The following is a 24,659-nucleotide window of genomic DNA, read 5'->3' as shown; positions in this document are numbered from 1 at the left end:
GGGTGGTGGGGTCCGGGCCTGGTCCGGGTTCGTCCTCCGGGGTGTTTGCCGCCGTTCTCGGGCGAGTCCTGAGCCGTTCAGGTGGGCGAAGGACCCGTCGTTGTCAGGCGAGTCCCGAGCCGTTCAGGTGGGCGAAGGCGGCGGTGATCCGGGGGCGGTCGTAGCCGGCGGGGCCGGCCGCTCCGCTGGAGAGCAGGGTGTGGAGCAGGATCCGGGCCTTGGCGGGGTCGAGGGGGCCGGCCGGGATGAGTCCGTGGTGCAGCAGGTCGTACTCGGATCCGGGGCCGCGGTAGGTGTCCGAGAGGGTGGGGCCGCTGCCCGTGCGGGAGGCGAGGACGACCGGGATGCGGCGGGCGATCTCGGCGAGCGGTTCGACGAGCCGGGCGGGGGCGTGGCCGGCGCCGAAGGCGGCGACGACGAGGCCCTGGAAGCGGTGGTCGACGGCGTCGAGGAGTTCGCCTCGGTCGCCGAGGGAGAGGGTGACGAGGGCGACCCGTACGTCGGGGTCGAGCTTCAGCGGGCAGAACGCGGCCTGGGCGGCGGGGCGGAGCAGGATGCGGGGTTCGCCCTCGACGACGGTGCCGAGCGGCCCGGCGCCGGGTGAGGTGAAGGTGGCGACGGAGGTGGTGTGGGTCTTGCGGGCGAGGCGGGCGGCGTGGATCTCGTCGGCGAGGACGACGAGGACGCCGAGGTTCCGGCAGGCGGGGTGGCCGGCGACCGCGAGCGCGGCGGCCAGGTTGGCGGGGCCGTCGGCGCCCGGCAGGTCGGGTCGGCGCATGGCGCCGGTGACGACGATGGGCTGCTCGGTGGTGCAGAGCAGGTCGAGGAGGAAGGCGGTCTCCTCCAGGGTGTCGGTGCCCTGGACGACGACGACGCCGGAGCCCGCGGCGACGGTGGTGCGGACCTCGGCGGCGAGCGCGGCGAGGTCGGCGTGGGTGAGGGTGGAGCTGGGGACGCGGCGGAAGTCGTTCAGGACGACGTCGTGGTCGCCGCCGAGTTCGGCGAGGACCTCCTGGCCGCTCATGCGGGTCGCGTCGCCGCCTCGTGCGGAGATGGTCCCTCCGAGGGTGAACACCGTGACGCGGGCCATCAGCGTGCTCCGTCCGCAATCGTCTCGTGGTGGCGGATGACCTCGGCGATGATGAAGTTCAGCAGTTTCTCCGCGAAGGCCGGGTCCAGTTTCGCGCTCCCGGCGAGTTCCCGCAGCCGGGCGATCTGCCGGGCCTCGCGGGCCGGGTCGGCGGGCGGCAGCTGGTGCTCGGCCTTGAGGACGCCGACCTGCTGGGTGCACTTGAAGCGCTCGGCGAGCATGTGCACGACCGCCGCGTCGATGTTGTCGATGCTCTCGCGCAGCCGGGTCAGCTCGGCCCGTACGGCCTCGTCGGGCTGGGAGGGGGCGGGGGCCTGCGACGGGGTGGGCTGGTGGGGGCGCGGGGACTCACTCATGATCTGCGAGCTTAGACGGATCTCGGGGGGATCGTGGGCGGGTGTTCGGGATCCGGAACGGTGTTGCTCCAGCCGCCGTGCACCGACCGTCCCTGTTGCTCGCGGAAGCGGATGGGGGCGGTGCCGACGCGGCGGGTGAAGAGGCGGGAGAAGTAGGCGGGGTCGTCGTAGCCGACGCGGCGGGCGACGGCGGCGACGGGGAGCTCGGTGGCGGCGAGGAGTTCCTTGGCGCGGCCGAGGCGCACGGTGAGCAGGTAGTCCTTGGGGCTGCATCCGGCGGCCCGTCGGACGGCCGTCCGCAGTTCGGCGGCGGTCATGCCGTGCCGGGCGGCGTGTTCGGCGACGGAGAGCGGCTGGAAGGCGTCGCGGGAGAGGGCGGCGAGGACGGGGTCGCCGTCGGCGTTGGTGTCGGCGCGGGCCCGGCGGAGCGCGACGAGGAGTTCGTGGACGGCGGCGCCGGTCTCGACCTCCAGGAGGGGGTTGCCGGCGCGGGCGGCGCGGGCGATCCGGCTGATGGCGGCGCGGGCGGGTGCGGCGTCGGCGAGGGGGACGACGGGCCGGTCGGGTTCGATGTAGCCGAGTTCGGTGTAGGTGGTGGTGGCGGGGCCTGAGAAGTCGACGAAGGCCTCGTCCCAGCCGGTGCCGGGGTCGGCGCCGTAGTGGTGGGGGGTGCCGGGTGTCAGCCAGAGGAGGGCGGGTGCGGTGACGGTGGTGCGGCGGCCGTCGGGGCCGCGGTACCAGCCGCTGCCGGCGGAGACGACGACGGCCACGTGGTGGTCGAGGGTGCGGGGTCCGACGGTGGGCAGGGTGCCGTGCTGGAGTCCGACGCCGAGGCAGACGAGGCCGAGGCGGTGGTGGACGGGGCTGGGCGTGAAGTAGCGCATCCAGGTGTGGTACATGCGGTGGTGCCCCTCCCCAGGCCCCTCCGGCGGGTCGGGGCCGGGCGGGCTCTAACGTCCAAACTGCGACGATCTTTGTCCATGGACCGCTTCGCCGCCAGAGGGTGAGGGTGAGGCCATGAGCACGTTCGCTGTGGGTGACGAGGACTTTCTGCTCGACGGGCGGCCGGTGCGCCTCCTGTCGGGGGCGCTGCACTACTTCCGGGTGCACGAGGGGCAGTGGGAGCACCGGCTCGGGATGCTGCGTGCGATGGGCCTCAACTGCGTCGAGACGTACGTCCCCTGGAATCTGCACGAGCCGGAGCCGGGGCGGTACGCGGACGCGGACGCCCTGGGGCGGTTCCTTGACGCGGTGGAGCGGGCCGGGATGTGGGCGATCGTGCGCCCGGGGCCGTACATCTGCGCCGAGTGGGAGAACGGTGGTCTGCCGCACTGGCTGACCGGCCCGCTGGGGCGGCGGGTGCGGACGCTCGACCCGGGGTTCCTGGCGCCGGTGGAGGACTGGTTCCGGCGGTTGCTTCCGCAGGTGGTGGAGCGGCAGATCGACCGGGGCGGGCCGGTGGTCCTGGTGCAGGTGGAGAACGAGTACGGCAGTTACGGCAGTGACCTGGGCTATCTGGAACGGGTGGCGGAGCTGTTGCGCGGCTGCGGGGTGAGTGTTCCGCTGTTCACCTCGGACGGTCCCGAGGACCACATGCTGACGGGCGGCTCGGTGCCGGGGGTGCTGGCGACGGCGAACTTCGGTTCGGGCGCGCGGGAGGGCTTCGCGACGTTGCGGCGCCACCGGCCGTCGGGGCCGCTGATGTGCATGGAGTTCTGGTGCGGCTGGTTCGACCACTGGGGCACGCAGCACGCGGTGCGGGACGCGGGGGACGCGGCGGAGGCGCTGCGGGAGATCCTGGAGTGCGGGGCGTCGGTGAACGTCTACATGGCGCACGGGGGCACGAACTTCGGCGGTTGGGCCGGTGCGAACCGGGCCGGTGACCTGCACGACGGCCCACTGCGGGCGACGGTTACCTCGTACGACTACGACGCGCCGGTGGACGAGGCGGGGCGGCCGACGGAGAAGTTCTGGCGTTTCCGCGAGGTGCTCGCGGCGTACGCGGAGGGGCCGCTGCCGCAGGTCCCGGAGCCCCCGGCCGGGCTGGCGGGCCCGGTGTCCGGCGCGTTCGACGGGTGGGCTCCGCTGGACGCGGTTCTGGAGGTGCTCGGCGACGAGGAGGCGGTGACGCCAGTGCCGCCGACCTTCGAGCAGCTGGGCGTGGACCGGGGCCTGGTCCGTTACCGGGTGGCGGTGCCGGGTCCGCGGCAGCCGTATCCGCTGGGGGTGACGGGGCTGCGGGACCGGGCGGTGGTGTACGTGGACGGGGCCGCGGCGGGGGTGCTCGACACGACGGACGGGGAGGACGTGTCCCTGGCCGACCCGGTGGCGGGTCCGGCGGTCGTCGACCTGTGGGTGGAGTCGCTCGGCCGGGTCAACTACGGGCCGCGGCTCGCGGAGCCGAAGGGGATCACCGGGGGCGTGCGGCACGAGCGGCAGTATCTGCACGGGTTCCGGTCCCGGGCGCTGCGTCTCGACGCGTTCGAGGCGGCGGCCGTGGACAAGGTGCGCTTCGAGCCGGTGGCGGACCGGAGCGGTCCGGGCCTGTGCCGGGGGACGGTCGAAGTGGCCGGGGCGGGGGACGCGTGGCTGCGGGTGCCGGGCGGGGCCCGGGGCTTCGTGTGGGTGAACGGCTTCTGCCTCGGCCGGTACTGGTCGGCCGGGCCGCAGGACGCGCTGTTCGTGCCGGGTCCGGTGCTGCGGGAGGGCGCGAACGAGGTGTGGGTGCTGGAGCTGGAGGGGGACGGGGAGCCGGGCGTCGAGCTCGGCGTTTGTTGAGGACGCACCGCACGGGAGGGCGTCGAGCTCGGCGTCCGCTGAGGACACACCGGGCCGGCGGGCGTCGAGCTCGGCGTCCTGGGGAGCACGCAGCGCACAGGAGGGCGTCGAGCTCGGCGTGTGTTGAGCCCGGCCGCATGACGGCGTCGAGCACGCGACGGTGCCCCGGAGCCGAGGCCGCTCCGGGGCACCTGGTCGTACGATCCGCTACAGCGTGGCCGCGGCCGACTTGATCGCGGCGGCGAAGGTCGAGACCTCCGTGTAGACGCCCGGGTAGCCGGCGCGGGCGCAGCCCTCGCCCCAGCTCACGATGCCGACCTGGACCCACGCTCCGGCGTTGTCCTTGCGGAACATGGGGCCGCCGGAGTCACCCTGGCAGGTGTCGACGCCGCCCTGGCTGTAGCCGGCGCAGATCTCCTCGGCGGGGACGAGGTCGCTGCCGTACGAGCTCTGGCAGGAGGCGTCAGAGACGAACGGCACGTTCGCCTTGAGCATGTAGCGCTGCTGCCCGCCGCCCTCTCGGGCGGCGCCCCAGCCGGCCACCGTGAACGTGCCGCTGTTGTACGCGGTGGTCTCGGCGATCTTCAGGTTGGGCAGCGAGGTGATCGGGCTGGCGAGCTTGATCAGCGCCCAGTCCTTGCCCTTGCCGTTGTAGCCGGGGGCCTGGAGGACCTTGGTGGACCTGACCTTGATCGCGCTGCTGCTCTGCAGGTCCACGACTCCGGCGGTGGCGGTGATGCTGGTGTTGTTGCCGGAGCCGCTCACACAGTGGGCCGCGGTGAGGACGACCTGCGGGGTGATCAGCGAGCCGCCACAGCCCATGGAGAGCCGGACCATCCAGGGGAACTCGCCCTGGGCGGCGCGGGTGCCTCCGACGACGGGGGCGGGGGCGGCGGAGGCGGTGGTGGGCTGGAGGCTGACGGCCGCCAGGACGACGGCGCCGGCCGCGGCGAGCTTCTGGAGCGCACGGACCATTCGGTTCTGATTCACGTGTCTGCCTTCTCTCATGGGGGGTTGGCCCGACAGGTGATGACGTGCACCCGTCAAGTCATGTCCGGATTATGGACAACTCTCAACTGCCCCCACAAGGAAGCCTTTTCAGCCACACCGCAGGAGACCGTAAAATACGCCGGAGGGGGGGCCTTTATGCCGAACCGTCAGGAGGGCGACCGCGTCGCCCACGGCTTTCCGCACCGCGCCGCCGTCGGGGCCTCGCTCACCGCGCTCTACCGGCGCCTCTCCCCCGACGGCGTCCACCGCCACCCGACGAGCGTGCCGCCCGCCGACGTGGCCCTCGGGGACGACGAGGACCTGCATCTGGGCACCCAGCGGGTGGCCCGCGCCCTGGTCCGGCACCTGCGGCTGCCCGAGGCGCGCCTGGTGGTGAGTTTCCGGCCGATGGAGCACGCGGCGACCGTCGAGCTCGCCGCGGGGCCCGAGTACTTCGTGGAGCTGAACGACCGCTTCCGGACCCGCCGCCGGGACATCGGCGCGGCCCTCGCCCACGAGATCACCCACGTCCTGCTGCACCGGCTCGGCCTCGGCTTCCCCGGGACCGCGGAGAACGAGATCCTCACCGACGTCGTCACCACGTACCTGGGCGCCGGGTGGCTGCTGCTCGACGCGTACCGGCAGGACGGCGTGGAGAGCCAGAAGCTCGGCTATCTGACACCGGAGGAGTTCGGCTACGTCCTCGCCAAGCGGGCCGAGGTGTTCGGCGAGGACCCGTCACCGTGGTTCACCAGCGCCGTGGCGTACGAGGCCTGGATACGGGGCCGGGCCGAGGCCGACCGGGAGCGGGCGGCGCCGCCGCTCGCCGGGGCGGGGTGGGCCGAGCGACGCCGGTACGGCTGGGAGCGGCGCCGGGGCCGGGCCGGCGAGGGCGCCCCGTACGCCTTCACGGGCGGGGCGCCGGCGACCGGTGTCTCGTTCCTCTGCCCGGTCTGCCGGCAGCGCCTGCGGATCCCGGCGGGCCGGGCGCTGAAGGCCCGGTGCGGGGTGTGCCGGTCGGTGCTGGAGTGCGCGGGTTAGCCCTGGTGCCCCGGCGGGGCCTGGATCAGGCTCTTGTGGAAGTGGACATCCTCGGCGCCGCCGGGGATGCCGAGCACCCGGCCGGTCTCGACGTAGCCGTGCCGCCGGTAGAAGTCCGGGGCCTGGAAGGTGAACGACGAGACGGTGGCGCGGTCGCAGCCGCGCCGCCGCGCCTCGCCCTCGGCCGCGCGCAGGAGGCGGCTCCCCCAGCCGTCCTGCCGGCTGCCCTCGCGGACCCACAGCATGTCGATGCCGAAGAGGCCGCTCCAGGTCCAGCCGGTGAGCCCGCCGATCAGCTCGCCGTTCTCGTCGACCGCCTTCACGGACAGCTCGCCCTGGTCCTCGGGGGTGGTGTGCGTGGCCGCGAAGTTGAAGGCGTCGAGCCCCTGCTCCAGGGCTTTCGCGAGTGCGGTGTCCCCGTGGCCGACGCTGAGCGTCGCGCCGTCCCGACCGTGATCGTGATCGTGATCGTGCGTCATGCGACCCGATTCTGGCACAGGCGTACGAGCGGGCCCACGGCACCGGAAGCGGGACGGGAGCCGGGTGGGGAAACGGGACAGGCGCCGGGGCGGGGAGTGAGGCCGGCCCGGGAGTCGGACGGGGGAGTGAGGCACAGGAGGCGGGCGGGGAGCGGGGCGGCGCGCGGGAGGGGAGGGTGGGAATCGATTTGCGCCAGGACCGGACGGCGGGTCAGGGTCGGCGCATGAGCACGCTGTTCGACGCCATCCGTGACGGGGACGAGGACGGGGCCGTACAGGCCCTGCGGGACGGGGCCGACCCCGAGGGCCGGGAGGACGGGGAGACCGCGCTGTACCGGGCGGCCGTCGGCAACGAGGCCGGAATCGTACGGGTGCTGCTGGCCGCCGGGGCGGATCCCGGCCGGGGCAGCGGCGCGGACGGCGACGATCTGCCCCTGTGCGGGGCGGCCGTCGGCGGGCACACCGAGGTGGTACGGGCGCTGCTCGCGGCGGGCGCCGCGCCCGACCAGGAGGAGGCGTACGGCTTCACGGCCCTCGCCTGGGCCCTACGGCTCGGGCACACCGACACGGCCCGGCTGCTCCTCGAGTACGGGGCCGACCCCGACCGGCGCGGGCCCGACGGCATCCTGCCGCTGGTGGCCGCCGCCCGGCGCGGCTCCACCGGCTGCGTACGGGCGCTGCTCGACCACGGGGCGAACTCCCGGGAGGCCGCGCTGCGGGAGGCCCGGCGCTGGATCGGCGTCGACATGGCGGCCGAGCTGCGGCGCGGACTCGTCGCGGGGAACGAGGGCGGCCAGACGTACGAGGCGGTGGTCCGCCGGGTCCGTGAGGACGGCGGGGTGACGGTGGTCGTCGAACTGCTCCGGGAGGACGGCGCGCCCGGCCGGGGCGACGACCGCCAGACCGGGCACGCGGCGATCGCCACGCTCGTCGAGGCGGCGCTCGGGCTGCACACCTCGCACGAGGAGCTGGCGGCGCGGGCCCTGCGCTGCGGCGATCCGGAGCTCGACGACTGGACGACGGCGGTGGCCGAACTCGCCGGCCGGGCCGACGAGGAGACGTTCGTGGCGGCGGCCGCGTGGTGCGCGTACCGCGACCCGCTGCGCCGGGCGCTGGGCGCGCGGGTGCTCGGCGCGCTGCCGGGCTTCGCGCCGAGTGCGGTCCCGGTGCTGCGCCGGCTCGCGGCGGAGGTGACGGTGGCGGGACCGCCGCGGGAGGCGGGACCCGCGGGGCGCGGGCGGATCCCCTCCGCGCGGGAGCCGGGGCCTTCGCCGGCGCCGGCGCGGGAGCCGGTCCTTTCGGTGGTGACGGCGCTCGGGGAGTGCGGGGACCCGGCGGCCGTACCCGAACTCCTCGCCGCGGCCGGGCATCCCGACGCGGCCGTCCGGCGGGCGGTCGCGGGGGCCCTCGCCGGGATCGTGCCGGCCGGGCACCTGGAGGCGCTCGGAGTGCTGCTCGCGCTCAGCCGGGACGGGGACGCGCGGGTGCGGGACTGGGCGACCCTGGCGCTCGCCGAGCTGCCCGACGACACCCCTCTGGTACGGGAGGGGCTCGCCGAGCGGCTCGGCGACACCGATCCGGAGACGGCGGCGGAGGCCGCGCGCGGGCTCGCGATCCGTCAGGACCCGCGCGCCGTCGACGCGCTGGCCTCGGCCCTGGCGGACGGCGACCCGGAGGGCGCGGCGCGGGAGACGGCGCTCGCCGCCCTGGAGTACGTCCACGATCCCCGGGTCAGGACCCGGCTGGAATGGACGTCCCCGCGCCGCGCCTGACCTGCTCGGGCGGACTCAGCAGCCGTAGTCGACCAGGTCGAAGGACGCGTAGTGGTCGGACGTGTAGTAGTCCTCCTGCGCCGAGTCGCCGGTCACGATCCGACGGGCGCCGCGGGTGGAGGACCCGGGGGTCTCGACCGTGTACTCGTGGTAGTAGCCGAGCGAGTGGGCCGGCAGGATCCGCTCCCGGTTCTGGAAGACGGAGCCGTCCTGGCTGTACGGGAAGGGGCCGCCCGCGTCGATCAGGCGCAGGGTCGTGTACGCCTGGCTGGGAAGGTCGGAGTAGCAGATGTCCCCGACGGCCGCGGGGGCCGCGGGGGCCGCGACCGAGGTCACGACGGTGGGCGCGGGGGGCGGGGCGGCGGCTGTGGCGGGGGCACCGAGGAGGAGGGAGGAGACGAGGGCGGCGGCGACACCGCCGGCGAGGGTGAATCGAGGGGGGATTCGCATGGCTGAGATCTTGACGCGCGTAGATCCGGCCGGGAAGGCCAACTCCCTTCAATTCGCCGGACGTTGACCTGTTGGCCGCGAACGTGTGGATCTGGTGTACGCGGGAGTGGCGGGGGGCCCGCGGGGAAGGCGGGCCGGCGGCCGGCGGCCGGGGTACGCGTCGCCGACGATCCGGGGAACGCCGGACGGCCGCCGAAGCCTCGCGGACTCCGACGGCCGGTGCGGGCGCTCGGGACCGTACACCGGGTGCGGCGGCTCAGGCTCCGCACACCGGATCCGGCGGCTCAGGCCCCGTACACCGGGTGCGGCGGCTCCGCCTGTGCCAGGAGTCGCCGGGCCGTCTCCCCCGCCTCCGCCGGGGTCCGGCGCGCGTCCTTGTCGGCCGTCGGACCCGGCCGCCAGCCCTCCATGACGGTGAGGCGGCCGCCCTCCGCCTCGAAGACCCTGCCGGTCACGCCGTCCGAGGCGGCCGAGCCCAGCCACACCACGAGCGGCGACACGTCCTGGGGCAGCGCGTCGAGACCGTCGAAGACCCGCTCGGTCATCCGAGTCCTGGCCGCCGGGGCGATCGCGTTGACCTGGACCCCGTACCGGGCGAGCTCGGCCGCCGCGACGAGGGTGAGGCCGACGATCGCGGCCTTGGCCGCCGCGTAGTTGCCCTGCCCGACACTGCCGAGGAGTCCGGCGCCCGAGGTGGTGTGGACGACCCGCGCCACCGGCGCCCGCCCGGCCTTCGCCTCGGCCCGCCAGTACGCGCCCGCGTGCCGCAGCGGCAGGAAGTGGCCCTTGCCGTGGACCCGCATGACCGCGTCCCAGTCGTCCTCGTCGAGGTTCACGAGCATCCGGTCGCGCAGGAAGCCCGCGTTGCTGACGAGGGTGTCGAGCCGGCCGTACGCGTCGAGGGCCGTCGCGACCAGCGAGGCGGCGCCCTCGGTGGTCGCGATGTCGCCGCCGTGGGCGACGGCCTCACCGCCGGCCGCCCGGATCTCCGCCACGACCGCGGCCGCCGGACTGTCCGGCCCGGGGCGGCCGTCCAGGCCGACCCCGAGGTCGTTGACGACGACCCGGGCGCCCTCGGCGGCGAAGGCGAGCGCGTGCGCCCGGCCGAGCCCCCGGCCCGCGCCGGTCACGATCACCACTCGCTCGTCACACAGACCCATCTCGACTCTCCTTGTCGGCGGTTGTGACACCGGTGGCGTCGGCCGCCGCGGAGTCGGCGGTCCCTGCGGCGGCGGTCGCTGCGTCGGCGGTCGCTGCGTCCAGGAAGGCGGGGCGCTCGCCGCCGCCGTGCACGAGCAGCGAGGCGCCCGACACATAGGCCGCCCGGTCGGAGGCGAGGAAGACGGCGGCCTCCCCGATCTCGTCCGGTACGGCGAGCCGGCCCAGGGGCACGGTCCGGCCGACGGCGGCGATCCCGGCCTCGTCGCCGTAGTGGAGGTGGGACAGTTCGGTCTCCACCATGCCCAGGACCAGGGTGTTGACCCGTACCTCGGGGGCCCATTCGACGGCCATCGAGCGGGCGAGGTTCTCCAGGCCCGCCTTGGCCGCGCCGTAGGCGGCCGTGCCCGGGGAGGGCCGGGTGCCGCTGACGCTGCCGATCATGACGACGGCGCCGCGCGAGGCCTTGAGGAGCGGGTGGGCGGCGAGGCTGACGGTGAGCGGGGCGGTGAGGTTCAGCTCGACCACGCGCGCGTGGCGTTCCGCGGCGCTCTCCCCCAGGAGGCGGTACGGGGTGCCGCCGGCGTTGTTGACGAGGGCGTCGAGCCGCCCGTACCGCTCGGCGAAGGCGGTGAGGAACTCCCGTACGGCGGTGGGTTCGCGCAGGTCGACGGGGTGGAACTCGGCGGGGCGGCCCGCCGCTTCGACCGGGGCGTCCGGGGGTCTGCGGGCGCAGACGGTGACCCGGGCGCCGGCCCGCAGAAAGGCGCGGGCGATACCCGCGCCGACGCCGCGGGTTCCGCCGGTGACGAGCACGACCCTCCCGTCCAGCTCCATCGGCTGCTACCTTCCTCCCGAGAGGGAATCTAACAAACGTTTGGTGGAAAGGTAGCTGATCCGCTCATGGGTGTCTGCACCTCGCGCCCCACTCCGGGCGTGGCCCTGGTCACCGTCGACTTCCCACCCGTCAACGCCCTGCCCGTGAAGGGCTGGTACGCGCTCGCCGACGCCGTCCGCGCGGCGGGCCGCGACCCCGAGGTCCGCTGTGTCGTGCTCACCGCCGAGGGCCGCGGCTTCAACGCGGGCGTCGACATCAAGGAGTTGCAGCGCGACCACGGGCACACCTCCCTGATCGGCGCCAACAGCGGGTGCGCCGAGGCCTTCGCCGCCGTGTACGAGTGCGAGGTGCCGGTCGTCGCCGCGGTCGCCGGGCACTGCCTGGGCGGCGGCATCGGGCTCGTCGGCAACGCCGACGCGATCGTCGCCGCAGAGGACGCCGTCTTCGGACTGCCCGAGCTGGACCGGGGCGCGCTCGGCGCCGCCACCCATCTGGCGCGGCTCGTGCCCCAGCACCTGATGCGGGCGCTCTACTACACCTCGCGGACCGCGACCGCCGCGGAGCTGCACACCCACGGCTCGGTGTGGCAGGTGGTGCCGCGCGCCGGACTGCTCGACGCGGCCCTCGGCCTGGCCGGGGAGATCGCCGCGAAGGACGGCAGCCTCCTGCGGCTCGCCAAGGCCGCGCTCAACGGCATCGACCCCGTGGACGTCCGGCGCAGCTACCGCTTCGAACAGGGCTTCACCTTCGAGGCCAATCTCAGCGGGGTCGCCGACCGGGTCCGCGACACCTTCGGGAAGGAGGGCTCCCCGTGAACCGGAGCAGGGAGAGGACGAGCGCGGAGCAGACGAGCGCGGAGCAGACGGGGGTGGAGACGACTGACAAGGTGCTGAGCCTCGATGACGTCGTGGGCCGGCTTCGCTCCGGCATGACGATCGGGATCGGCGGCTGGGGCTCGCGGCGCAAGCCGATGGCCCTGGTCAGAGCGCTGCTCCGGTCCGAGATCAGTGATCTCACGGTGATCTCGTACGGCGGCCCCGACATCGGCCTGCTCGCGGCCGCGGGGAGGATCCGGCGGCTCGTCGCGCCCTTCGTGACCCTGGACTCCGTCCCCCTCGAACCGCACTACCGGGCCGCCCGCGAGCGCGGTGCCTTCGAGCTCACCGAGCTCGACGAGGCGATGTTCATGTGGGGGCTGCACGCGGCCGCCAACCGGCTGCCGTTCCTGCCCGTGCGCGCCGGCCTCGGCTCCGACGTGATGCGGGTCAACCCGGGCCTGCGGACCGTCACCTCCCCGTACGAGGACGGCGAGGAGTTCGTCGCCGTACCCGCGCTGCGCATGGACGCCGCCCTGGTCCACCTCAACCGCGCCGACCGGCTCGGCAACGGCCAGTACCTCGGCCCCGACCCGTACTTCGACGACCTGTTCTGCGAGGCCGCCGACACGGCGTACGTCTCCTGCGAGCAGGTGGTGGACTCCTTCGGGCCGGACACCGTGCCCCAGACCCTGCTCGTCAGCCGCCACAGCGTCACCGGCGTCGTCGAGACCCCCAAGGGGTCCCACTTCACCTCCTGCGTCCCCGACCACGACCGCGACGAGCCGTTCCAGAAGCTCTACGCGACCACCCCCTGGACCGAGTTCGCCGAACGCTTCCTCTCGGGCAAGAGCGAGGACGACTACCAGGCGGCCGTCCAGGCCTGGCACAAGGAGCAGCGGAAGTGACGACGGACGCGACGACGACAGCGGCCAGCCGGGCCGACTACTGCGTGATCGCCTGCGCGGAGGCCTGGCGCGACAACGGCGAGGTGCTCGCCAGCCCCATGGGCCTGATCCCCTCCTTCGGCGCCCGCCTGGCCAAACGCACCTTCTCCCCCGACCTCCTCCTCACCGACGGCGAGGCCCTGCTCGTCGGCCTCGACGGGCGGCCCGAGGGCTGGCTGCCGTACCGCAGGCACCTCACCATGGTCACCGGCGGCCGGCGGCACGTGATGATGGGCGCCAGCCAGATCGACCGGTACGGCAACCAGAACATCTCCTGCATCGGCGACTGGGAGCAGCCCACCCGGCAGCTCCTCGGCGTCCGCGGCGCGCCCGCCAACACCCTGAACAATCCGGTGAGTTACTGGATCCCCAAGCACTCGGCCCGGGTCTTCGTCGAGCGGGTCGACATGATCTGCGGCGTCGGTTACGACCATGCCGTCGGGCCGTACCACCGCCTGCCCCGGGTGGTGACGGACCTCGCCGTGCTCGACTTCGAGACGCCCGACCACGCGATGCGTCTGGTGTCCGTGCATCCGGGAGCCACCGTCGACGAGGTGCGGGCGGCCACCGGCTTCGAGCTGGTGACCGGCGCGGACGTGCCGGTCACCCGCGAGCCCACCGCCGAGGAACTCCGGCTGATCCGCGAGGTCATCGACCCGGGCGGGCTGCGCAACCGCGAGGTCATCGACCCGGGCGGGCCGCGGAACCGCGAGGTCAGGTCCTGATGGAGACCGCCCTGACCAAGCTGGTCGGCGTCCGCCACCCCCTCGTGCAGACCGGGATGGGCTGGGTCGCCGGGCCGCGGCTCGTCTCCGCCACCGCGAACGCGGGCGCGCTCGGTGTCCTCGCCTCCGCCACGATGACCGTGGACGAACTGCGCGCCGCCGTCCGCGAGGTGAAGTCCCGCACCGACCGGCCCTTCGGGGTGAACCTGCGCGCCGACGCCGGGGACGCCCGCGAACGGGTCCGGATCATCGTCGACGAGGGCGTACGGGTCGCCTCCTTCGCCCTCGCGCCGTCCCGGGACCTGATCGCCGAGCTCAAGGACGCCGGGGTCGTCGTGATCCCCTCCGTCGGCGCCCGGCGGCACGCCGAGAAGGTCGCCGGCTGGGGCGCGGACGCGGTGCTCGTCCAGGGCGGCGAGGGCGGCGGCCACACCGGCGAGGTCGCGACGACCGTGCTGCTGCCGCAGGTGGTGGACGCCGTCGACATCCCGGTGATCGCCGCGGGCGGCTTCCGCGACGGGCGGGGCCTGGTCGCCGCCCTCGCCCACGGGGCGGCGGGCATCGCCATGGGCACCCGCTTCCTGCTGACCTCCGACTCGACCGTGCCGGAGGCCGTGAAGGCCCGCTATCTGGCGGCCACGGTCAAGGACGTCACCGTGACGACGGCCGTCGACGGGCTGCCGCACCGCATGCTCAGGACGGATCTCGTCGCGTCTCTGGAGAACGCGGGGCGGGTACGGTCCCTGGCCCGGGCGCTGCGGCGGGCGGCCGGCTTCCGCCGGATCTCCGGGCTCTCCTGGCCCGCGATGATCCGCGACGGCCTGGCCATGCGCCACGGCAGGGACCTCTCGTGGAGCCAGGTCCTGCTCGCCGCGAACACCCCGATGCTGCTGCGGGCGTCCATGGTCGAGGGCCGCACCGACCTCGGCGTCATGGCCGCGGGCCAGGTCGCGGGAGTCATCGACGACCTGCCCAGCTGCGAGGAACTGGTCGCCCGGATCATGACGGAGGCCGCGCGGGTCCTGCGGACGCTGCCGCACCCCGACGAGTGATCCCGCCGAGCGACCCGGAGGAGTGACCCGCCCAGCGACCCGGAGGAGTGACCCCGCCGGGTGGCGGTGCCGGCCACCGCCCCGGAGGGAGTACCCCACACGCCGCACCGCCCACCCTCGACCCTCGACCCTCAACCCTCAATCCCTTGAGCCGCAAAGGAGTCCGGCCGTGCACCTGTCTCGACGCGCGCTGCTCACCGCCACCGGCGCCACCGCCCTGCTCGGCGCCCTGCCCACGGAGGCGATCGCCCGCCCCCGGTCCCCGCAGGCGCCCCCGATCCGGCAGATCCCGCTCCAGGGCGCCGTCAACGTCCGCGACCTCGGCGGCTACCCCACGTACGACGGGAGCCGGGTCCGGTACGGCCTCGCCTACCGGGGCGACCACCTCGCCAAGCTGACCGACGCGGACCTGACCACGCTGGCCGGCATCGGCCTCGGCACCGTGGTCGACCTGCGGATCCCCCTGGAGGTCGGCTACGACGGCGCCGACCGGCTCCCGGCCGGTGCCGTCCCGGTCCCCCGGCCCGTCACCGACAACGGTCTGTTCGGGCAGCTGCTCACCGCGATCGGCTCCCGCGACCCGGTGCGGCAGGAGGAGATGCTGGGCGGTGGTCGGGCCGCCGCGTTCATGCGCGAGGTGTACCGGACGTTCGTCACCGACCCCGCGAACCGGGCCGCCTTCGCGGCGACCCTGCGGGACCTGGCCGATCGCCGCCGCGGGCCGCTGCTCCTGCACTGCACCTCGGGCAAGGACCGCACCGGCTGGACGAGCTGGCTGCTGCTCACGCTCCTGGGAGTGCCCGACTCCCTCGCCCGCGCGGACTACCTGGCCTCCAACACCTTCCGCGCCACGTACGACGCACGGGTGCGGGAGGGACTGAAACAGGCCGGGCTCATGCAGAACCCGGCCCTGATCATTCCGCTCCAGGAGGTGCGGGCGGAGTACCTCGACACCGCCCTGGAGCAGCTGCGCTCCTCGTACGGGAGCGTGTTCCGCTACGTGTCGGACGGCCTCGGCCTGGAGTTCCGCGAGCTGCTCGCACTGCGCGAACGGCTGGTGCCCGGGGCCTGACGCCCGGAGCGGGCGGCACCGGCTCCGGCGCCCGCGGCGGCACCGCGTCCGCCGCCCGTGCCGGAGCCCGCGCCCCGGCCACCGCCGGACGCGCGGCCCGAGCCACCGGAACCGGCGGTGCGGGCCGCGGAGCCCGCCGTACGGCCCGAGGAGCCGGCGGCGCGGCCCGAGGCCGTGCCCGCGGCTCCGGAACGGCCCGAGCCCGTGCCCGTGCCCGTGCCGGCCGTGCCTGCGGCCGAGGCGGGACGGCGGCGCCGGCCTGCGGAGCGGCCACCACCGGCACCGGACCCGGCACCCGAGCCGGCCGGCTTGCGCGGCGGGGTCGGCTGCGGGGTCTCGACGACGACCGGGACGCCCGAGGGCTCCCGCGCGCCGGTCAGCTCGGCGAGCTGCTCGTCGCTGGACTTGATCTGCGCCATGCGGGGGCTGATGCCCGCGTTCGACATCAGACGGCCCATGTCGCGCTTCTGCTCGGGCAGGACCAGCGTGAAGACGCTGCCGGACTCACCGGCGCGGGCGGTGCGGCCGCCGCGGTGCAGGTAGTCCTTGTGGTCCATCGGCGGGTCGACGTTGACGACCATGTCGAGGTCGTCGACGTGGATGCCGCGCGCGGCCACGTTCGTGGCGACGAGCGTGGTGACCTGACCGCTCTTGAACTGGTCGAGGGTCCGGTTGCGCTGCGGCTGCGAGCGGCCGCCGTGCAGGCCGGAGGCCCGTACTCCGTTGGCGAGGAGCCGCTTGACCAGCCGGTCCACGGACCGCTTGGTGTCCAGGAAGAGGATCGTCCGGCCGTCGCGGGCCGCGATGCGCAGCGTGACGGCCTTCTTGTCGGTCTCGTCCGCCACGTACAGGACGTGGTGCTCCATGGTGGTGACCGCGCCGGCCGACGGGTCGACCGAGTGCACGACCGGGTCGTCGAGGAACATCTTGACCAGGCGGTCGATGTTCCGGTCGAGGGTGGCCGAGAACAGCAGGCGCTGCCCGCCCGGCTCGACCTGCTTCAGCAGCTTCGTGACCTGGGGCAGGAAGCCCATGTCGGCCATCTGGTCGGCCTCGTCGAGGACGGTGACGGCGACCTGGTCGAGACGGCAGTCGCCGCGGTCGATGAGGTCGTGGAGCCGGCCGGGCGTGGCGATGAGGATCTCGGCGCCGCGCCGCAGCGCGGACGACTGCCGGCTGATCGACATGCCGCCGACGACGGTGGTGATGCGGAGCCGCAGCGCGGAGGCGTACGGGGTGAGCGCGTCGGTCACCTGCTGGGCGAGCTCGCGGGTGGGCACCAGGACGAGCGCGAGCGGCGCGCCGGGCTCGGCGCGGCGGCCGGCCGAGCGGGCCAGGATCGCGAGTCCGAACGCGAGGGTCTTGCCGGAGCCGGTACGCCCCCGGCCGAGCACGTCACGGCCGGCCAGCGAGTTCGGGAGGGTCGCGGCCTGGATCGGGAACGGCTCCGTGACGCCCTGCTCGCCCAGGGTCCGCAGCAGGCCCTCGGGCATGTCGAGGTCGGCGAAGGCGGCCACCGCGGGCAGGGCGGGCGTCACCGTCTCCGGCGGCGTGAACTCGCTCGGCGGCGGGGGCGCGGAGGGACGGCGCCCTCCACGGGAGGCCTTCGGCTGTGACGTGGACTTCGCCTGGGCGATGCGGGGGCTGCGCTTGTGGGGGCGCTCGGAGCGGGTCATGCGTGCCTTTCTGGCCGGTGCTCGCGGCACAGCCAGGGCCCGCACCTGCACGGTGCGGGCCCCGGCTGCTCTACCCGGAACACGCGATACGGGCCCCGGCTGTTTTCCCGGAACGCGCGGTGCGAGCCCCGGATGTCTCTACCGGAACAATAGTGCGCCCCGGAACCTTCCCGCCCCTCCCGACCGATGCCCGGACGGATCAGACCTGACCAGGAGGGTGTGACGTGGGCGACCTCACAGCCGTCCGGTGACCGTCACAGCCTTTCGACGATCGTGACGTTCGCCTGGCCGCCGCCCTCGCACATGGTCTGGAGGCCGTAGCGGCCTCCGGTCCGTTCCAGTTCGTGGAGGAGTGTCGTCATCAGTTTCGCGCCGGTCGCGCCGAGCGGGTGACCGAGGGCGATCGCGCCGCCGTTGACGTTGACCCGGGCCGGGTCGGCGCCGGTCTCCTTCAGCCAGGCGAGGACGACCGGCGCGAAGGCCTCGTTGATCTCGACGAGGTCGATGTCGTCGATGGTCAGGCCGGTCTTCTTGAGCGCGTGGGCGGTCGCGGGTATCGGCGCGGACAGCATCCGGATCGGGTCCTCGCCGCGGGCCGAGAGGTGGTGGATCCGGGCCCGGGGGGTGAGTCCGTGCTCCCGTACGGCCCGCTCGCTCGCCAGGAGCAGGGCCGCCGCCCCGTCGGAGACCTGGGAGGAGCAGGCGGCGGTGATGGTGCCGCCCTCGACGACCGGCCGGAGCCCGGCCATCTTCTCGGCGCTGGTGTCGCGGCGCGGCCCCTCGTCGACGGTGACGTCGCCGTACGCCACGGTCTCCCGGGCGAAGCGGCCGCCGTCGATCGCGCGGAGCGCCCGCTCGTGTGAGCGGAGGGCGAACTCCTCCTGGTCCCGGCGGGTGATCCGCCACTTCTCCGCGATCAGCTCGGCGCCGTGGAACTGGTTGACGGGCGCGTCGCCGTACCGGGCGCGCCAGCCCTCGCTGCCGTGGAAGGGTCCGCCGGTGAGGCCGAGGGGTTCGGCGGCCTGCCGGGAGGCGAAGGCGATGGGGATCATCGACATGTTCTGTACGCCGCCGGCGACGACGAGGTCCTGGGTGCCGGACATCACCGCCTGGGCGGCGAAGTGCACGGCCTGCTGGGACGAGCCGCACTGGCGGTCGACGGTCACCCCGGGGACCTCCTCGGGGAGGCCCGCGGCCAGCCAGGCCGTACGGGCGATGTCGCCGGCCTGCGGTCCGACGGTGTCGAGGCAGCCGAGGACGACGTCGTCGACGGCTGCCGGGTCGATCCCCGCCCGGATGACGAGGGCCTTCAGGGCGTGGGCGCCGAGGTCCGCGGGGTGGACGGCGGAGAGTCCGCCCCCTCGGCGCCCCACGGGTGTGCGGACCGCTTCGACGATGTAGGCCTCGGGCATGGCGACTCCTCCGGTGGGTCGGGTGGGGCGCACGGGCCGGTGCCGGGACCGTGCGCGGTTACGTACGTACGGCGATTCCGTCCAGGACCATGGACAGGTACTGGCGGGCGATCTCCTCGGGGCTGTGCAGGCCGCCCGGCCGGTACCAGGACGCGGCGACCCAGACGGTGTCGCGGACGAAGCGGTAGGTCAGGCGGACGTCCAGGTCGGCGCGGAAGGCCCCGGCGGCGACTCCGCGCTCCAGGGTGCCGAGCCAGGCCTTCTCGAACCTGCGCTGCGATGCGGTGAGGTAGTGGAAGCGGGGCTGGTCGGTGAGGTGCCGGGACTCCTTCTGGTAGATGGCGACGGCGGCGCGGTGCCGGTCGATCTCGCGGAAGGACTCGGTGACGAGGGCCTCGATGGTCTCGCGGGGCCCGAGTCCGGCGTCGAGGACGGCGTCGTACCCCTCCCACAGCTCGTCGAGGAAGGTGGAGAGGATCTCGTCGAGCATCGACTCCTTGGAGTCGAAGTGGTAGTAGAGGCTGCCGGCGAGCATGCCGGCGGCGTCCGCGATCTTGCGGACGGTGGTGGCGTTGTACCCCTGGGCGGCGAACACCTCGGCCGCCGTGTCGAGGAGTTCACGGCGCCGCTCGGGCCCGCCGCTCACCGGGGTCTTCTTCTTGCTTGCGCTCTGCGGAGTGTTCGGCACACGTCCATTCTGGTCCTACGGATGCTGGCTGCTGACGGAGACCGTCTCGCCGGTCATGTAGGAGGAGTAGTCGCCGGCGAGGAAGACGATGACGTTGGCGATCTCCCAGGGTTCGGCGTGGCGGCCGAAGGCCTCCCGTGCGGTCAGCTCGTCGAGGAGTTCGGTGGTGGTGACCTTGGCCAGGTGGGGGTGCAGGGCGAGGGACGGCGAGACGGCGTTGACGCGGACGCCGTACGCGGCGGCCTCGACGGCCGCGCAGCGGGTGAGGGCCATGACGCCGGCCTTGGCGGCGGCGTAGTGGGCCTGGCCGGCCTGGGCGCGCCAGCCGACGACGGAGGCGTTGTTGACGACGACGCCTCCGGTGCCGGAGCCGTCGCCGTCGCCGGTGGCCGCTGCGCGGAAGTGGCGGAGGGCGGCGCGGGTGCAGCGGAAGGTGCCGCCGAGGGTGACGTCGAGGACCCGGTTCCACTGCTCGTCGGTCATGTCGGCGAGCTCCGCGGTGCCGCCGAGGCCGGCGTTGTTGACAGTGATGTCCAGGCGTCCGTGGAGGCGTACGGCGGTGTCGTACAGGGCCTGGACCTGGGCCTCGTCGGTGACGTCGCAGGGCTGGGAGGCGACCGCGTCCGCGCCGAACTCGGCGGCGAGCGCGGTCTCGGTCTCCTTGAGGCGCCGGGTGTGGGCGTCGCTGACGAGGACGCGGGCGCCCTCCTCCAGGAAGCGGCGGGCGGTGGCGCCGCCGATACCGGCTCCGGCGGCGGCGGTGATGACGGCGGTCCGCCCGGCGAGGAGGCCGTGGCCCTTCACGTAGGGCGGCGCGGGGGTACGGGTCATGGGCGCGGCTCCTTCGGGAGGCCGAGCACCCGCTCGGCGATGATGTTCCGCTGGATCTCGCTGGATCCGGCGTAGACGGTGTCGGCGCGGGAGAAGAGGAACAGCCGCTGCCAGTCGTCGAGTTCGTACGGGGCTCCGGCGGCCAGCGTGGCGGCGGGTCCGCCCACCTCCAGGGCGAGTTCGCCGAGGTCGCGGTGCCAGTGGGACCAGTACAGCTTGGCGGCGGAGGGGTCGGTGCCGCGCAGGGCGCCGGCGCGGAGCGCCTGGAGGCCGGCCCAGGCGCGGGTGAGGCGGTCGCGGATGTCGGGGTCCGCGGCGGCGCCGTTGCGGCGGGCGAGGGCGACGAGGGCGTCGAGTTCGCGGCGGAAGCCGACCTGCTGGCCGAGGGTGGAGACGCCGCGTTCGTAGCCGAGGGTGGCCATGGCGATCCGCCAGCCGTCGCCGGGCGCGCCGACGACGTTCGCGGCGTCGGTGACGGCCCCGTCGAAGAACACCTCGTTGAACTCGCTGGTGCCGGTGAGCTGGACGATGGGCCGGATCTCGACGCCGGGCCGGTCGAGGGGGACGAGGAGGTACGAGAGCCCCGCGTGGCGCCGCGAACCCGGCTCCGTCCGGGCCAGGACGAAGCACCACTGGGACTCGTGGGCGAGGGAGGTCCAGATCTTCTGTCCGTTCACCACCCACCGGCCGTCCTCCAGGGAGGCGCGGGTGCGGACGGCGGCGAGGTCGGAGCCGGCGCCGGGTTCGCTGTAGCCCTGGCACCAGAGTTCCTCGACGGCGCGGATCGGGGGCAGGAAGCGGGCCTTCTGCTCCTCGGTGCCGTGGTCGATGAGTGTGGGGCCGAGGAGTTGTTCGCCGATGTGGTTGACGCGGGCGGGGGCGTCGGCGAGGGCGTACTCCTCGTGGAAGGCGATCTGCTCCTCGATGCTCGCGCCGCGCCCGCCGTACTCCTCGGGCCAGCCGACACAGGTCCAGCCGTGGGCGGCCAGGTGCCGTTCCCAGGCGAGGCGTTCGGCGAAGGCCTCGTGCTCGCGGCCGGGTCCCCCGCGTCCCTTGAGGGCGGCGAAGGAGCCGCTGAGGTGGGTCTTCAGCCAGCCCCGTATCTCCGCCCGGAACTCCTCGACGCTGCTCATGGCCGTACGTTAACCTACCAAACACTTGTTAGGGAACGGGTGAGGGGCGGGGTGACCGATGGATCTCTCGTACGCGCGGAGCGAGGAGGCCTTCCGGGCGGAGGCCCGGGAGTGGCTGCGGGACCACGTCCCCGCCGAGCCGCTGCCCTCCCTGGAGACGGCCGAGGGCTTCGCCGCCCACCGCGCCTGGGAGGCCGAACTGGCCGCCGCCCGCTGGTCGGTGGTCTCATGGCCCGAGGAGTACGGGGGCCGGGGCGCCGACCTCGACCGGTGGCTGGTCTTCGAGGAGGAGTACTGGGCGGCGGGGGCACCCGGCCGGGTCTCGCAGAACGGCGTCCAGCTCCTCGCGCCCACCCTCTTCGACCACGGCACGGCGGAACAACGCGCCCGCGTGCTGCCGTCGATGGCTACCGGCACGACGATCTGGGCACAGGCCTGGTCCGAGCCCGAGGCCGGTTCCGACCTCGCGTCCCTCACCTCGCGCGCGGTCCGCACGGACGGCGGCTGGCTGCTCTGCGGGCAGAAGACCTGGTCCTCCCGGGCCGCCTTCGCCGACCGGGCCTTCGGCATCTTCCGCAGCGACCCCGACGCGGACCGGCCCCACCGGGGCCTGACCTACCTGATGTTCGACCTGCGGGCACCGGGGGTGACCGTCCGGCCCATCGGCCGGCTCGACGGCAGACCCGCCTTCGCCGAGCTGTTCCTCGACGACGTGTTCGTCCCGGACGAGGACGTGATCGGGGAGCCGGGCCAGGGCTGGCGGATCGCGATGTCCACGACGGGCAACGAGCGCGGACTGATGCTCCGCTCCCCCGGCCGCTTCCTCGCCGCCGCCGACCGGCTCGTACGGCTCTGGCGGACGGAGGGCGATCCGGCGGACTCGGCGCTGCGGGACCGGGTGGCGGACGCGGTGATCGGGGCACGGGCGTACCAGCTCTTCACGGCGGGCGCGGCGGCCCGGCTGGCGACGGGGGCGCCGTCGGGGGCCGAGTCCAGCCTCAACAAGGTCTTCTGGTCGGAGTACGACCTGGCCCTGCACGAGACGGCGCTGGACCTGCTGGGCCCGGAAGGCGAGCTCGCGGACGGCGCGTGGGCGGAGGGGTACGTCTTCTCCCTCGCGGGCCCCCTCTACGCGGGCACCAACGAGATCCAGCGCGACATCATCGCCGAGCGGCTGCTCGGCCTCCCGAAGGGGCGCCGCTGATGACCTTCCTGCCGACCGACGAACAGCGCGCCTTCGCCCGCTCCCTGGACGCGCTGCTCACCGCCTCGGACACCCCGGCGGCCGCTCGGGCCTGGGCGGGCGACGACCCCGGCCCGGGACGGGCGCTGTGGGGACGGCTCGCGCAGGCCGGTGTGTGGGCGCTCGCGGTCCCGGAGGAGTACGACGGAGTGGGCCCGCTCCCGGTCGAACTCGCCCACGCCTTCGTCGAAGTGGGCCGCCACGCGGTGCCGGGCCCGGCGGTGGAGACGGTGGCGACGGCTGCGCTCCTCGGGGAACTGGCGCGCCTGGGCGACCCGGACCCGGCGAAGCGCCTCCTGCCGGCCCTGGCGGCGGGCGAACGGACGGCGACGCTGGCGCTCACCGGGACGGAGGCCGTACGGCACGCCGCCCCCTACGCCCTGGACGCCGACCGGGCGGACACGGTGCTCGTCGTACGCGGGGAGCAGCTGTGGCGGGCGCCCGGGCACGGGCCGGTCCGGGTCTCCGCCGACCCCGCGCGCCGGCTCGCCCGCCCGGCATCCGGCGGGGAGTTGCTCGCCGAGGGCCCCGCGGTGGCCGCCGCGGCCGGGCGGGCCCGGCACTGGGCGATGCTGGCGACGGCCGCGCAGTCACTGGGCGTGGGTCTTGCGCTGCTCGACCGCACGGTGGCGTACGCCCGGCAGCGCTCCCAGTTCGGCACCCCGATCGGCGCGTTCCAGGCGGTCAAGCACCGGCTGGCGGACACCCTCCTCGCCCTGGAGTTCGCGCGGCCGCTGCTGTTCGGGGCGGCGGTGACGATGACGGCCGGGGACCTGGCCGCGGCCAAGGTGGCCACGGGCGAGGCCGGGTACACGGCGGCGCGCACCGCCCTCCAGATCCACGGCGCGATCGGCTACACGGAGGAACTGCCGCTGTCCGTGTGGCTCCGCAAGGCCCGCCCCCTGAGGGACGCCTGGGGCGACCCGGCCACCTGCCGGGCGGCGGTCCTCGGCGCGTACTCCTGACGGGGTCGGGACGCCCGACAGCTCGGGCTCACGGCACCCGGCGGGGCGGGCTGTCGTCGTTGCCGCGGCGCAGGGTGCGCGCCGGGCGCCCGGGGACCAGGTGCGGACGACGAGTTCGTCGCCGTCCACCCAGGTCCGCACGACCTCGGTCGGGTCCACCCGGAAGAGGTGGAACGGCTGGGGCTCGCCCGCGTCGGCGACGTACCGGGCGACGGTCTCCGGGTCGGTGACCTCGACCGCCCGCCCCGCGACGCGGACGTCCCCGCCGCCCATGCCGGTGCCCTCGCCCAGGTTGGCGAGGAGGCTGAGCCGGGGGTCGCGGCGCAGGTCGCGGGCCTTGCGGGAGCCGGGCATCATGCCGAGCCAGAGCTCACCGAAGCGGAAGCCCACCTCGATGCCGCTGAGCCGGGGCGAGCCGTCCTCGCGCACGGTGGCGAGGGCGTGGTGGGTGTACTGCCCGAAGCGCTCGCGCACGGTCTCGGCGAACGCGGGTTCGGCGGCCTCGAAGGCCGACCAGGTGGTTCCGGTTCCGGTGTCTCCCATGCGTCCAGGAAACACCGGATACCCGACACCTACGGTCCGGATTACTCCGTACGTCCCAGGACCGGGCCGGGACCAGGGCCAGGGCCAGGGCCAGGGCCAGGACCGGGGCCCGGACCGGGACCGGGACCAGACCGGGGCCGGGGTCAGGCCCGGGGCCAGGCCCCAGGTCAGGCCCCAGGTCAAGCCCGGGTCAGGAGGTGGCGGCGCGTTCGGCGACGCTGCGCTCGACGCAGAACTCGTTGCCCTCCGGGTCGCCCAGGGTCGCCCAGCCGGTTCCGTCCGGGTTCCGGCGGTCGTCGAGGAGGGTCGCGCCGAGGCCGAGCAGCCGCTCGACCTCCTCGTCACGGGTGCGGTCCTGCGGCTGGAGGTCGAGGTGGACGCGGTTCTTGACCGCCTTCGCCTCGGGGACCTGGATGAAGAGCAGGCCGGCCCCGGGCGTCTCGACGAGCGCCTCCTCGTCGCCCGGCTTGTCCTCGTCGGAGACCTTGGAGTCCAGGACGTTCGCCCAGAAGGTGGCGAGGGCGTAGGCGTCGGCGCAGTCAATGGTCACGTGTCGTACCAGAGAAGTCATGGGCGTCATGATCGCCCACGGCCACGTCCGCGGC

Annotated in this window: 24 protein-coding genes and 1 pseudogene; 10 read left to right on the top strand and 15 right to left on the bottom strand. The window is 74.4% G+C overall.

Translation table 11 applies throughout. From position 1 onward, the window contains the following. Window positions 1–103: 103 nt before the first annotated feature. Genes ACIP84_RS17990 through ACIP84_RS17980 form a run of 3 tightly spaced genes read right to left on the bottom strand, consistent with a single transcriptional unit; the run spans window position 104 to window position 2,345 of the window. On the bottom strand, window positions 104–1,090 hold the full coding sequence (locus tag ACIP84_RS17990; RefSeq protein ID WP_355956471.1) for an asparaginase: 987 nt from the start codon (window positions 1,088–1,090) through the stop codon (window positions 104–106). Continuing rightward, window positions 1,090–1,446 (bottom strand): chorismate mutase, encoded by a 357-nt coding sequence (locus ACIP84_RS17985; RefSeq protein ID WP_401798581.1) that lies wholly within the window; start codon window positions 1,444–1,446, stop codon window positions 1,090–1,092. Before ACIP84_RS17985 ends, ACIP84_RS17990 begins: the two co-directional genes overlap by 1 nt. Before the next feature lie 11 nt (window positions 1,447–1,457). Next, the gene (locus tag ACIP84_RS17980; protein WP_355956475.1) at window positions 1,458–2,345 is read right to left on the bottom strand and encodes an AraC family transcriptional regulator; all 888 of its coding nucleotides are present in this window, start codon (window positions 2,343–2,345) and stop codon (window positions 1,458–1,460) included. Between the two features lie 118 nt (window positions 2,346–2,463). Here ACIP84_RS17980 and ACIP84_RS17975 point away from each other — a divergent pair, with 118 nt between their 5' ends. After that, window positions 2,464–4,224 (top strand): beta-galactosidase family protein, encoded by a 1,761-nt coding sequence (locus tag ACIP84_RS17975; RefSeq protein WP_401798579.1) that lies wholly within the window; start codon window positions 2,464–2,466, stop codon window positions 4,222–4,224. A 207-nt stretch (window positions 4,225–4,431) separates the two neighbouring features. Here ACIP84_RS17975 and ACIP84_RS17970 read toward each other — a convergent pair whose 3' ends face one another. Further along, the gene (locus ACIP84_RS17970) at window positions 4,432–5,199 is read right to left on the bottom strand and encodes a serine protease (protein ID WP_355956797.1); all 768 of its coding nucleotides are present in this window, start codon (window positions 5,197–5,199) and stop codon (window positions 4,432–4,434) included. A gap of 171 nt (window positions 5,200–5,370) precedes the next feature. Between ACIP84_RS17970 and ACIP84_RS17965 the strand changes: the two genes are divergently transcribed. Continuing rightward, window positions 5,371–6,255, top strand: coding sequence for a hypothetical protein (locus ACIP84_RS17965; RefSeq protein ID WP_355956478.1), 885 nt, complete (start codon window positions 5,371–5,373; stop codon window positions 6,253–6,255). On the opposite strand, the gene ACIP84_RS17960 is transcribed toward ACIP84_RS17965, so the two are convergent. After that, window positions 6,252–6,734, bottom strand: coding sequence for a GNAT family N-acetyltransferase (locus ACIP84_RS17960; protein WP_401798577.1), 483 nt, complete (start codon window positions 6,732–6,734; stop codon window positions 6,252–6,254). The genes ACIP84_RS17965 and ACIP84_RS17960 overlap by 4 nt on opposite strands. 224 nt (window positions 6,735–6,958) lie before the next feature. On the opposite strand from ACIP84_RS17960, the gene ACIP84_RS17955 reads away from it, so the two are divergent. Then, on the top strand, window positions 6,959–8,506 hold the full coding sequence (locus ACIP84_RS17955; protein WP_401798575.1) for an ankyrin repeat domain-containing protein: 1,548 nt from the start codon (window positions 6,959–6,961) through the stop codon (window positions 8,504–8,506). A gap of 15 nt (window positions 8,507–8,521) precedes the next feature. Here the strand turns inward: ACIP84_RS17955 and ACIP84_RS17950 are convergent, their stop codons facing one another. The 3 genes from ACIP84_RS17950 to ACIP84_RS17940 all read right to left on the bottom strand — a co-directional run bounded on the left by ACIP84_RS17950 (window position 8,522) and on the right by ACIP84_RS17940 (window position 10,951). Further along, window positions 8,522–8,956 carry a ribonuclease domain-containing protein gene (locus tag ACIP84_RS17950; RefSeq protein WP_401798573.1) on the bottom strand — a complete coding sequence of 145 codons (435 nt, stop codon included), beginning with the start codon at window positions 8,954–8,956 and terminating at the stop codon, window positions 8,522–8,524. 284 nt (window positions 8,957–9,240) lie between these two features. Continuing rightward, window positions 9,241–10,116, bottom strand: coding sequence for an SDR family oxidoreductase (locus ACIP84_RS17945; protein WP_401798571.1), 876 nt, complete (start codon window positions 10,114–10,116; stop codon window positions 9,241–9,243). Beyond that, window positions 10,103–10,951: an SDR family oxidoreductase gene (locus ACIP84_RS17940; protein ID WP_401798570.1), complete on the bottom strand. Its 849-nt coding sequence runs from the start codon at window positions 10,949–10,951 to the stop codon at window positions 10,103–10,105. Before ACIP84_RS17940 ends, ACIP84_RS17945 begins: the two co-directional genes overlap by 14 nt. 66 nt (window positions 10,952–11,017) lie before the next feature. On the opposite strand from ACIP84_RS17940, the gene ACIP84_RS17935 reads away from it, so the two are divergent. From ACIP84_RS17935 to ACIP84_RS17915, 5 genes are all read left to right on the top strand, one after another. Then, a complete protein-coding gene (locus ACIP84_RS17935) occupies window positions 11,018–11,767 on the top strand; it encodes an enoyl-CoA hydratase family protein (protein ID WP_401798568.1) in 750 nt (249 codons plus the stop codon). 53 nt (window positions 11,768–11,820) lie between these two features. Next, window positions 11,821–12,675, top strand: a complete 855-nt coding sequence (locus tag ACIP84_RS17930) for a CoA transferase subunit A (protein WP_401798814.1) — start codon at window positions 11,821–11,823, stop codon at window positions 12,673–12,675. Next, window positions 12,672–13,439 (top strand): CoA-transferase subunit beta, encoded by a 768-nt coding sequence (locus tag ACIP84_RS17925; protein ID WP_401798566.1) that lies wholly within the window; start codon window positions 12,672–12,674, stop codon window positions 13,437–13,439. The genes ACIP84_RS17930 and ACIP84_RS17925 overlap by 4 nt, the downstream gene beginning before the upstream one ends. Continuing rightward, entirely contained in the window at window positions 13,439–14,491 is a 1,053-nt protein-coding gene (locus tag ACIP84_RS17920; RefSeq protein WP_355956496.1) for a nitronate monooxygenase, read from the top strand. The genes ACIP84_RS17925 and ACIP84_RS17920 overlap by 1 nt, the downstream gene beginning before the upstream one ends. A 169-nt stretch (window positions 14,492–14,660) precedes the next feature. Continuing rightward, the gene (locus ACIP84_RS17915) at window positions 14,661–15,563 is read left to right on the top strand and encodes a tyrosine-protein phosphatase (protein ID WP_401798564.1); all 903 of its coding nucleotides are present in this window, start codon (window positions 14,661–14,663) and stop codon (window positions 15,561–15,563) included. Here the strand turns inward: ACIP84_RS17915 and ACIP84_RS17910 are convergent. From ACIP84_RS17910 to ACIP84_RS17890, 5 genes are all read right to left on the bottom strand, one after another. Further along, window positions 15,488–17,239, bottom strand: coding sequence for a DEAD/DEAH box helicase (locus ACIP84_RS17910; RefSeq protein ID WP_401798563.1), 1,752 nt, complete (start codon window positions 17,237–17,239; stop codon window positions 15,488–15,490). The genes ACIP84_RS17915 and ACIP84_RS17910 overlap by 76 nt on opposite strands. Window positions 17,240–17,493: 254 nt before the next feature. Then, the gene (locus ACIP84_RS17905) at window positions 17,494–18,651 is read right to left on the bottom strand and encodes an acetyl-CoA C-acetyltransferase (protein WP_355956502.1); all 1,158 of its coding nucleotides are present in this window, start codon (window positions 18,649–18,651) and stop codon (window positions 17,494–17,496) included. Window positions 18,652–18,709: 58 nt separating this feature from the next. Next, window positions 18,710–19,339: a TetR/AcrR family transcriptional regulator gene (locus tag ACIP84_RS17900; RefSeq protein WP_355956504.1), complete on the bottom strand. Its 630-nt coding sequence runs from the start codon at window positions 19,337–19,339 to the stop codon at window positions 18,710–18,712. Window positions 19,340–19,354: 15 nt separating this feature from the next. After that, a complete protein-coding gene (locus tag ACIP84_RS17895) occupies window positions 19,355–20,170 on the bottom strand; it encodes an SDR family oxidoreductase (RefSeq protein WP_401798560.1) in 816 nt (271 codons plus the stop codon). Beyond that, on the bottom strand, window positions 20,167–21,303 hold the full coding sequence (locus ACIP84_RS17890; RefSeq protein WP_401798558.1) for an acyl-CoA dehydrogenase family protein: 1,137 nt from the start codon (window positions 21,301–21,303) through the stop codon (window positions 20,167–20,169). Before ACIP84_RS17890 ends, ACIP84_RS17895 begins: the two co-directional genes overlap by 4 nt. Window positions 21,304–21,361: 58 nt before the next feature. Between ACIP84_RS17890 and ACIP84_RS17885 the strand changes: the two genes are divergently transcribed. Beyond that, window positions 21,362–22,507 carry an acyl-CoA dehydrogenase family protein gene (locus ACIP84_RS17885; protein WP_401798556.1) on the top strand — a complete coding sequence of 382 codons (1,146 nt, stop codon included), beginning with the start codon at window positions 21,362–21,364 and terminating at the stop codon, window positions 22,505–22,507. Beyond that, window positions 22,507–23,511: an acyl-CoA dehydrogenase family protein gene (locus ACIP84_RS17880; protein WP_401798554.1), complete on the top strand. Its 1,005-nt coding sequence runs from the start codon at window positions 22,507–22,509 to the stop codon at window positions 23,509–23,511. The genes ACIP84_RS17885 and ACIP84_RS17880 overlap by 1 nt, the downstream gene beginning before the upstream one ends. 28 nt (window positions 23,512–23,539) lie before the next feature. Here the strand turns inward: ACIP84_RS17880 and ACIP84_RS17875 are convergent. Both ACIP84_RS17875 and ACIP84_RS17870 read right to left on the bottom strand, forming a co-directional pair. Next, a pseudogene (locus tag ACIP84_RS17875) lies at window positions 23,540–24,054 on the bottom strand (pyridoxamine 5'-phosphate oxidase family protein). A gap of 190 nt (window positions 24,055–24,244) precedes the next feature. After that, window positions 24,245–24,625, bottom strand: a complete 381-nt coding sequence (locus ACIP84_RS17870; RefSeq protein WP_401798553.1) for a VOC family protein — start codon at window positions 24,623–24,625, stop codon at window positions 24,245–24,247. Window positions 24,626–24,659 lie beyond the last annotated feature (34 nt).

This window comes from Streptomyces sp. NPDC088707 (assembly GCF_044752725.1).
GTDB lineage: Bacteria > Actinomycetota > Actinomycetes > Streptomycetales > Streptomycetaceae > Streptomyces.
The sequence above is the reverse complement of the archived record's forward strand: the minus strand, read 5'-3'. Positions and strand labels throughout refer to the sequence as shown.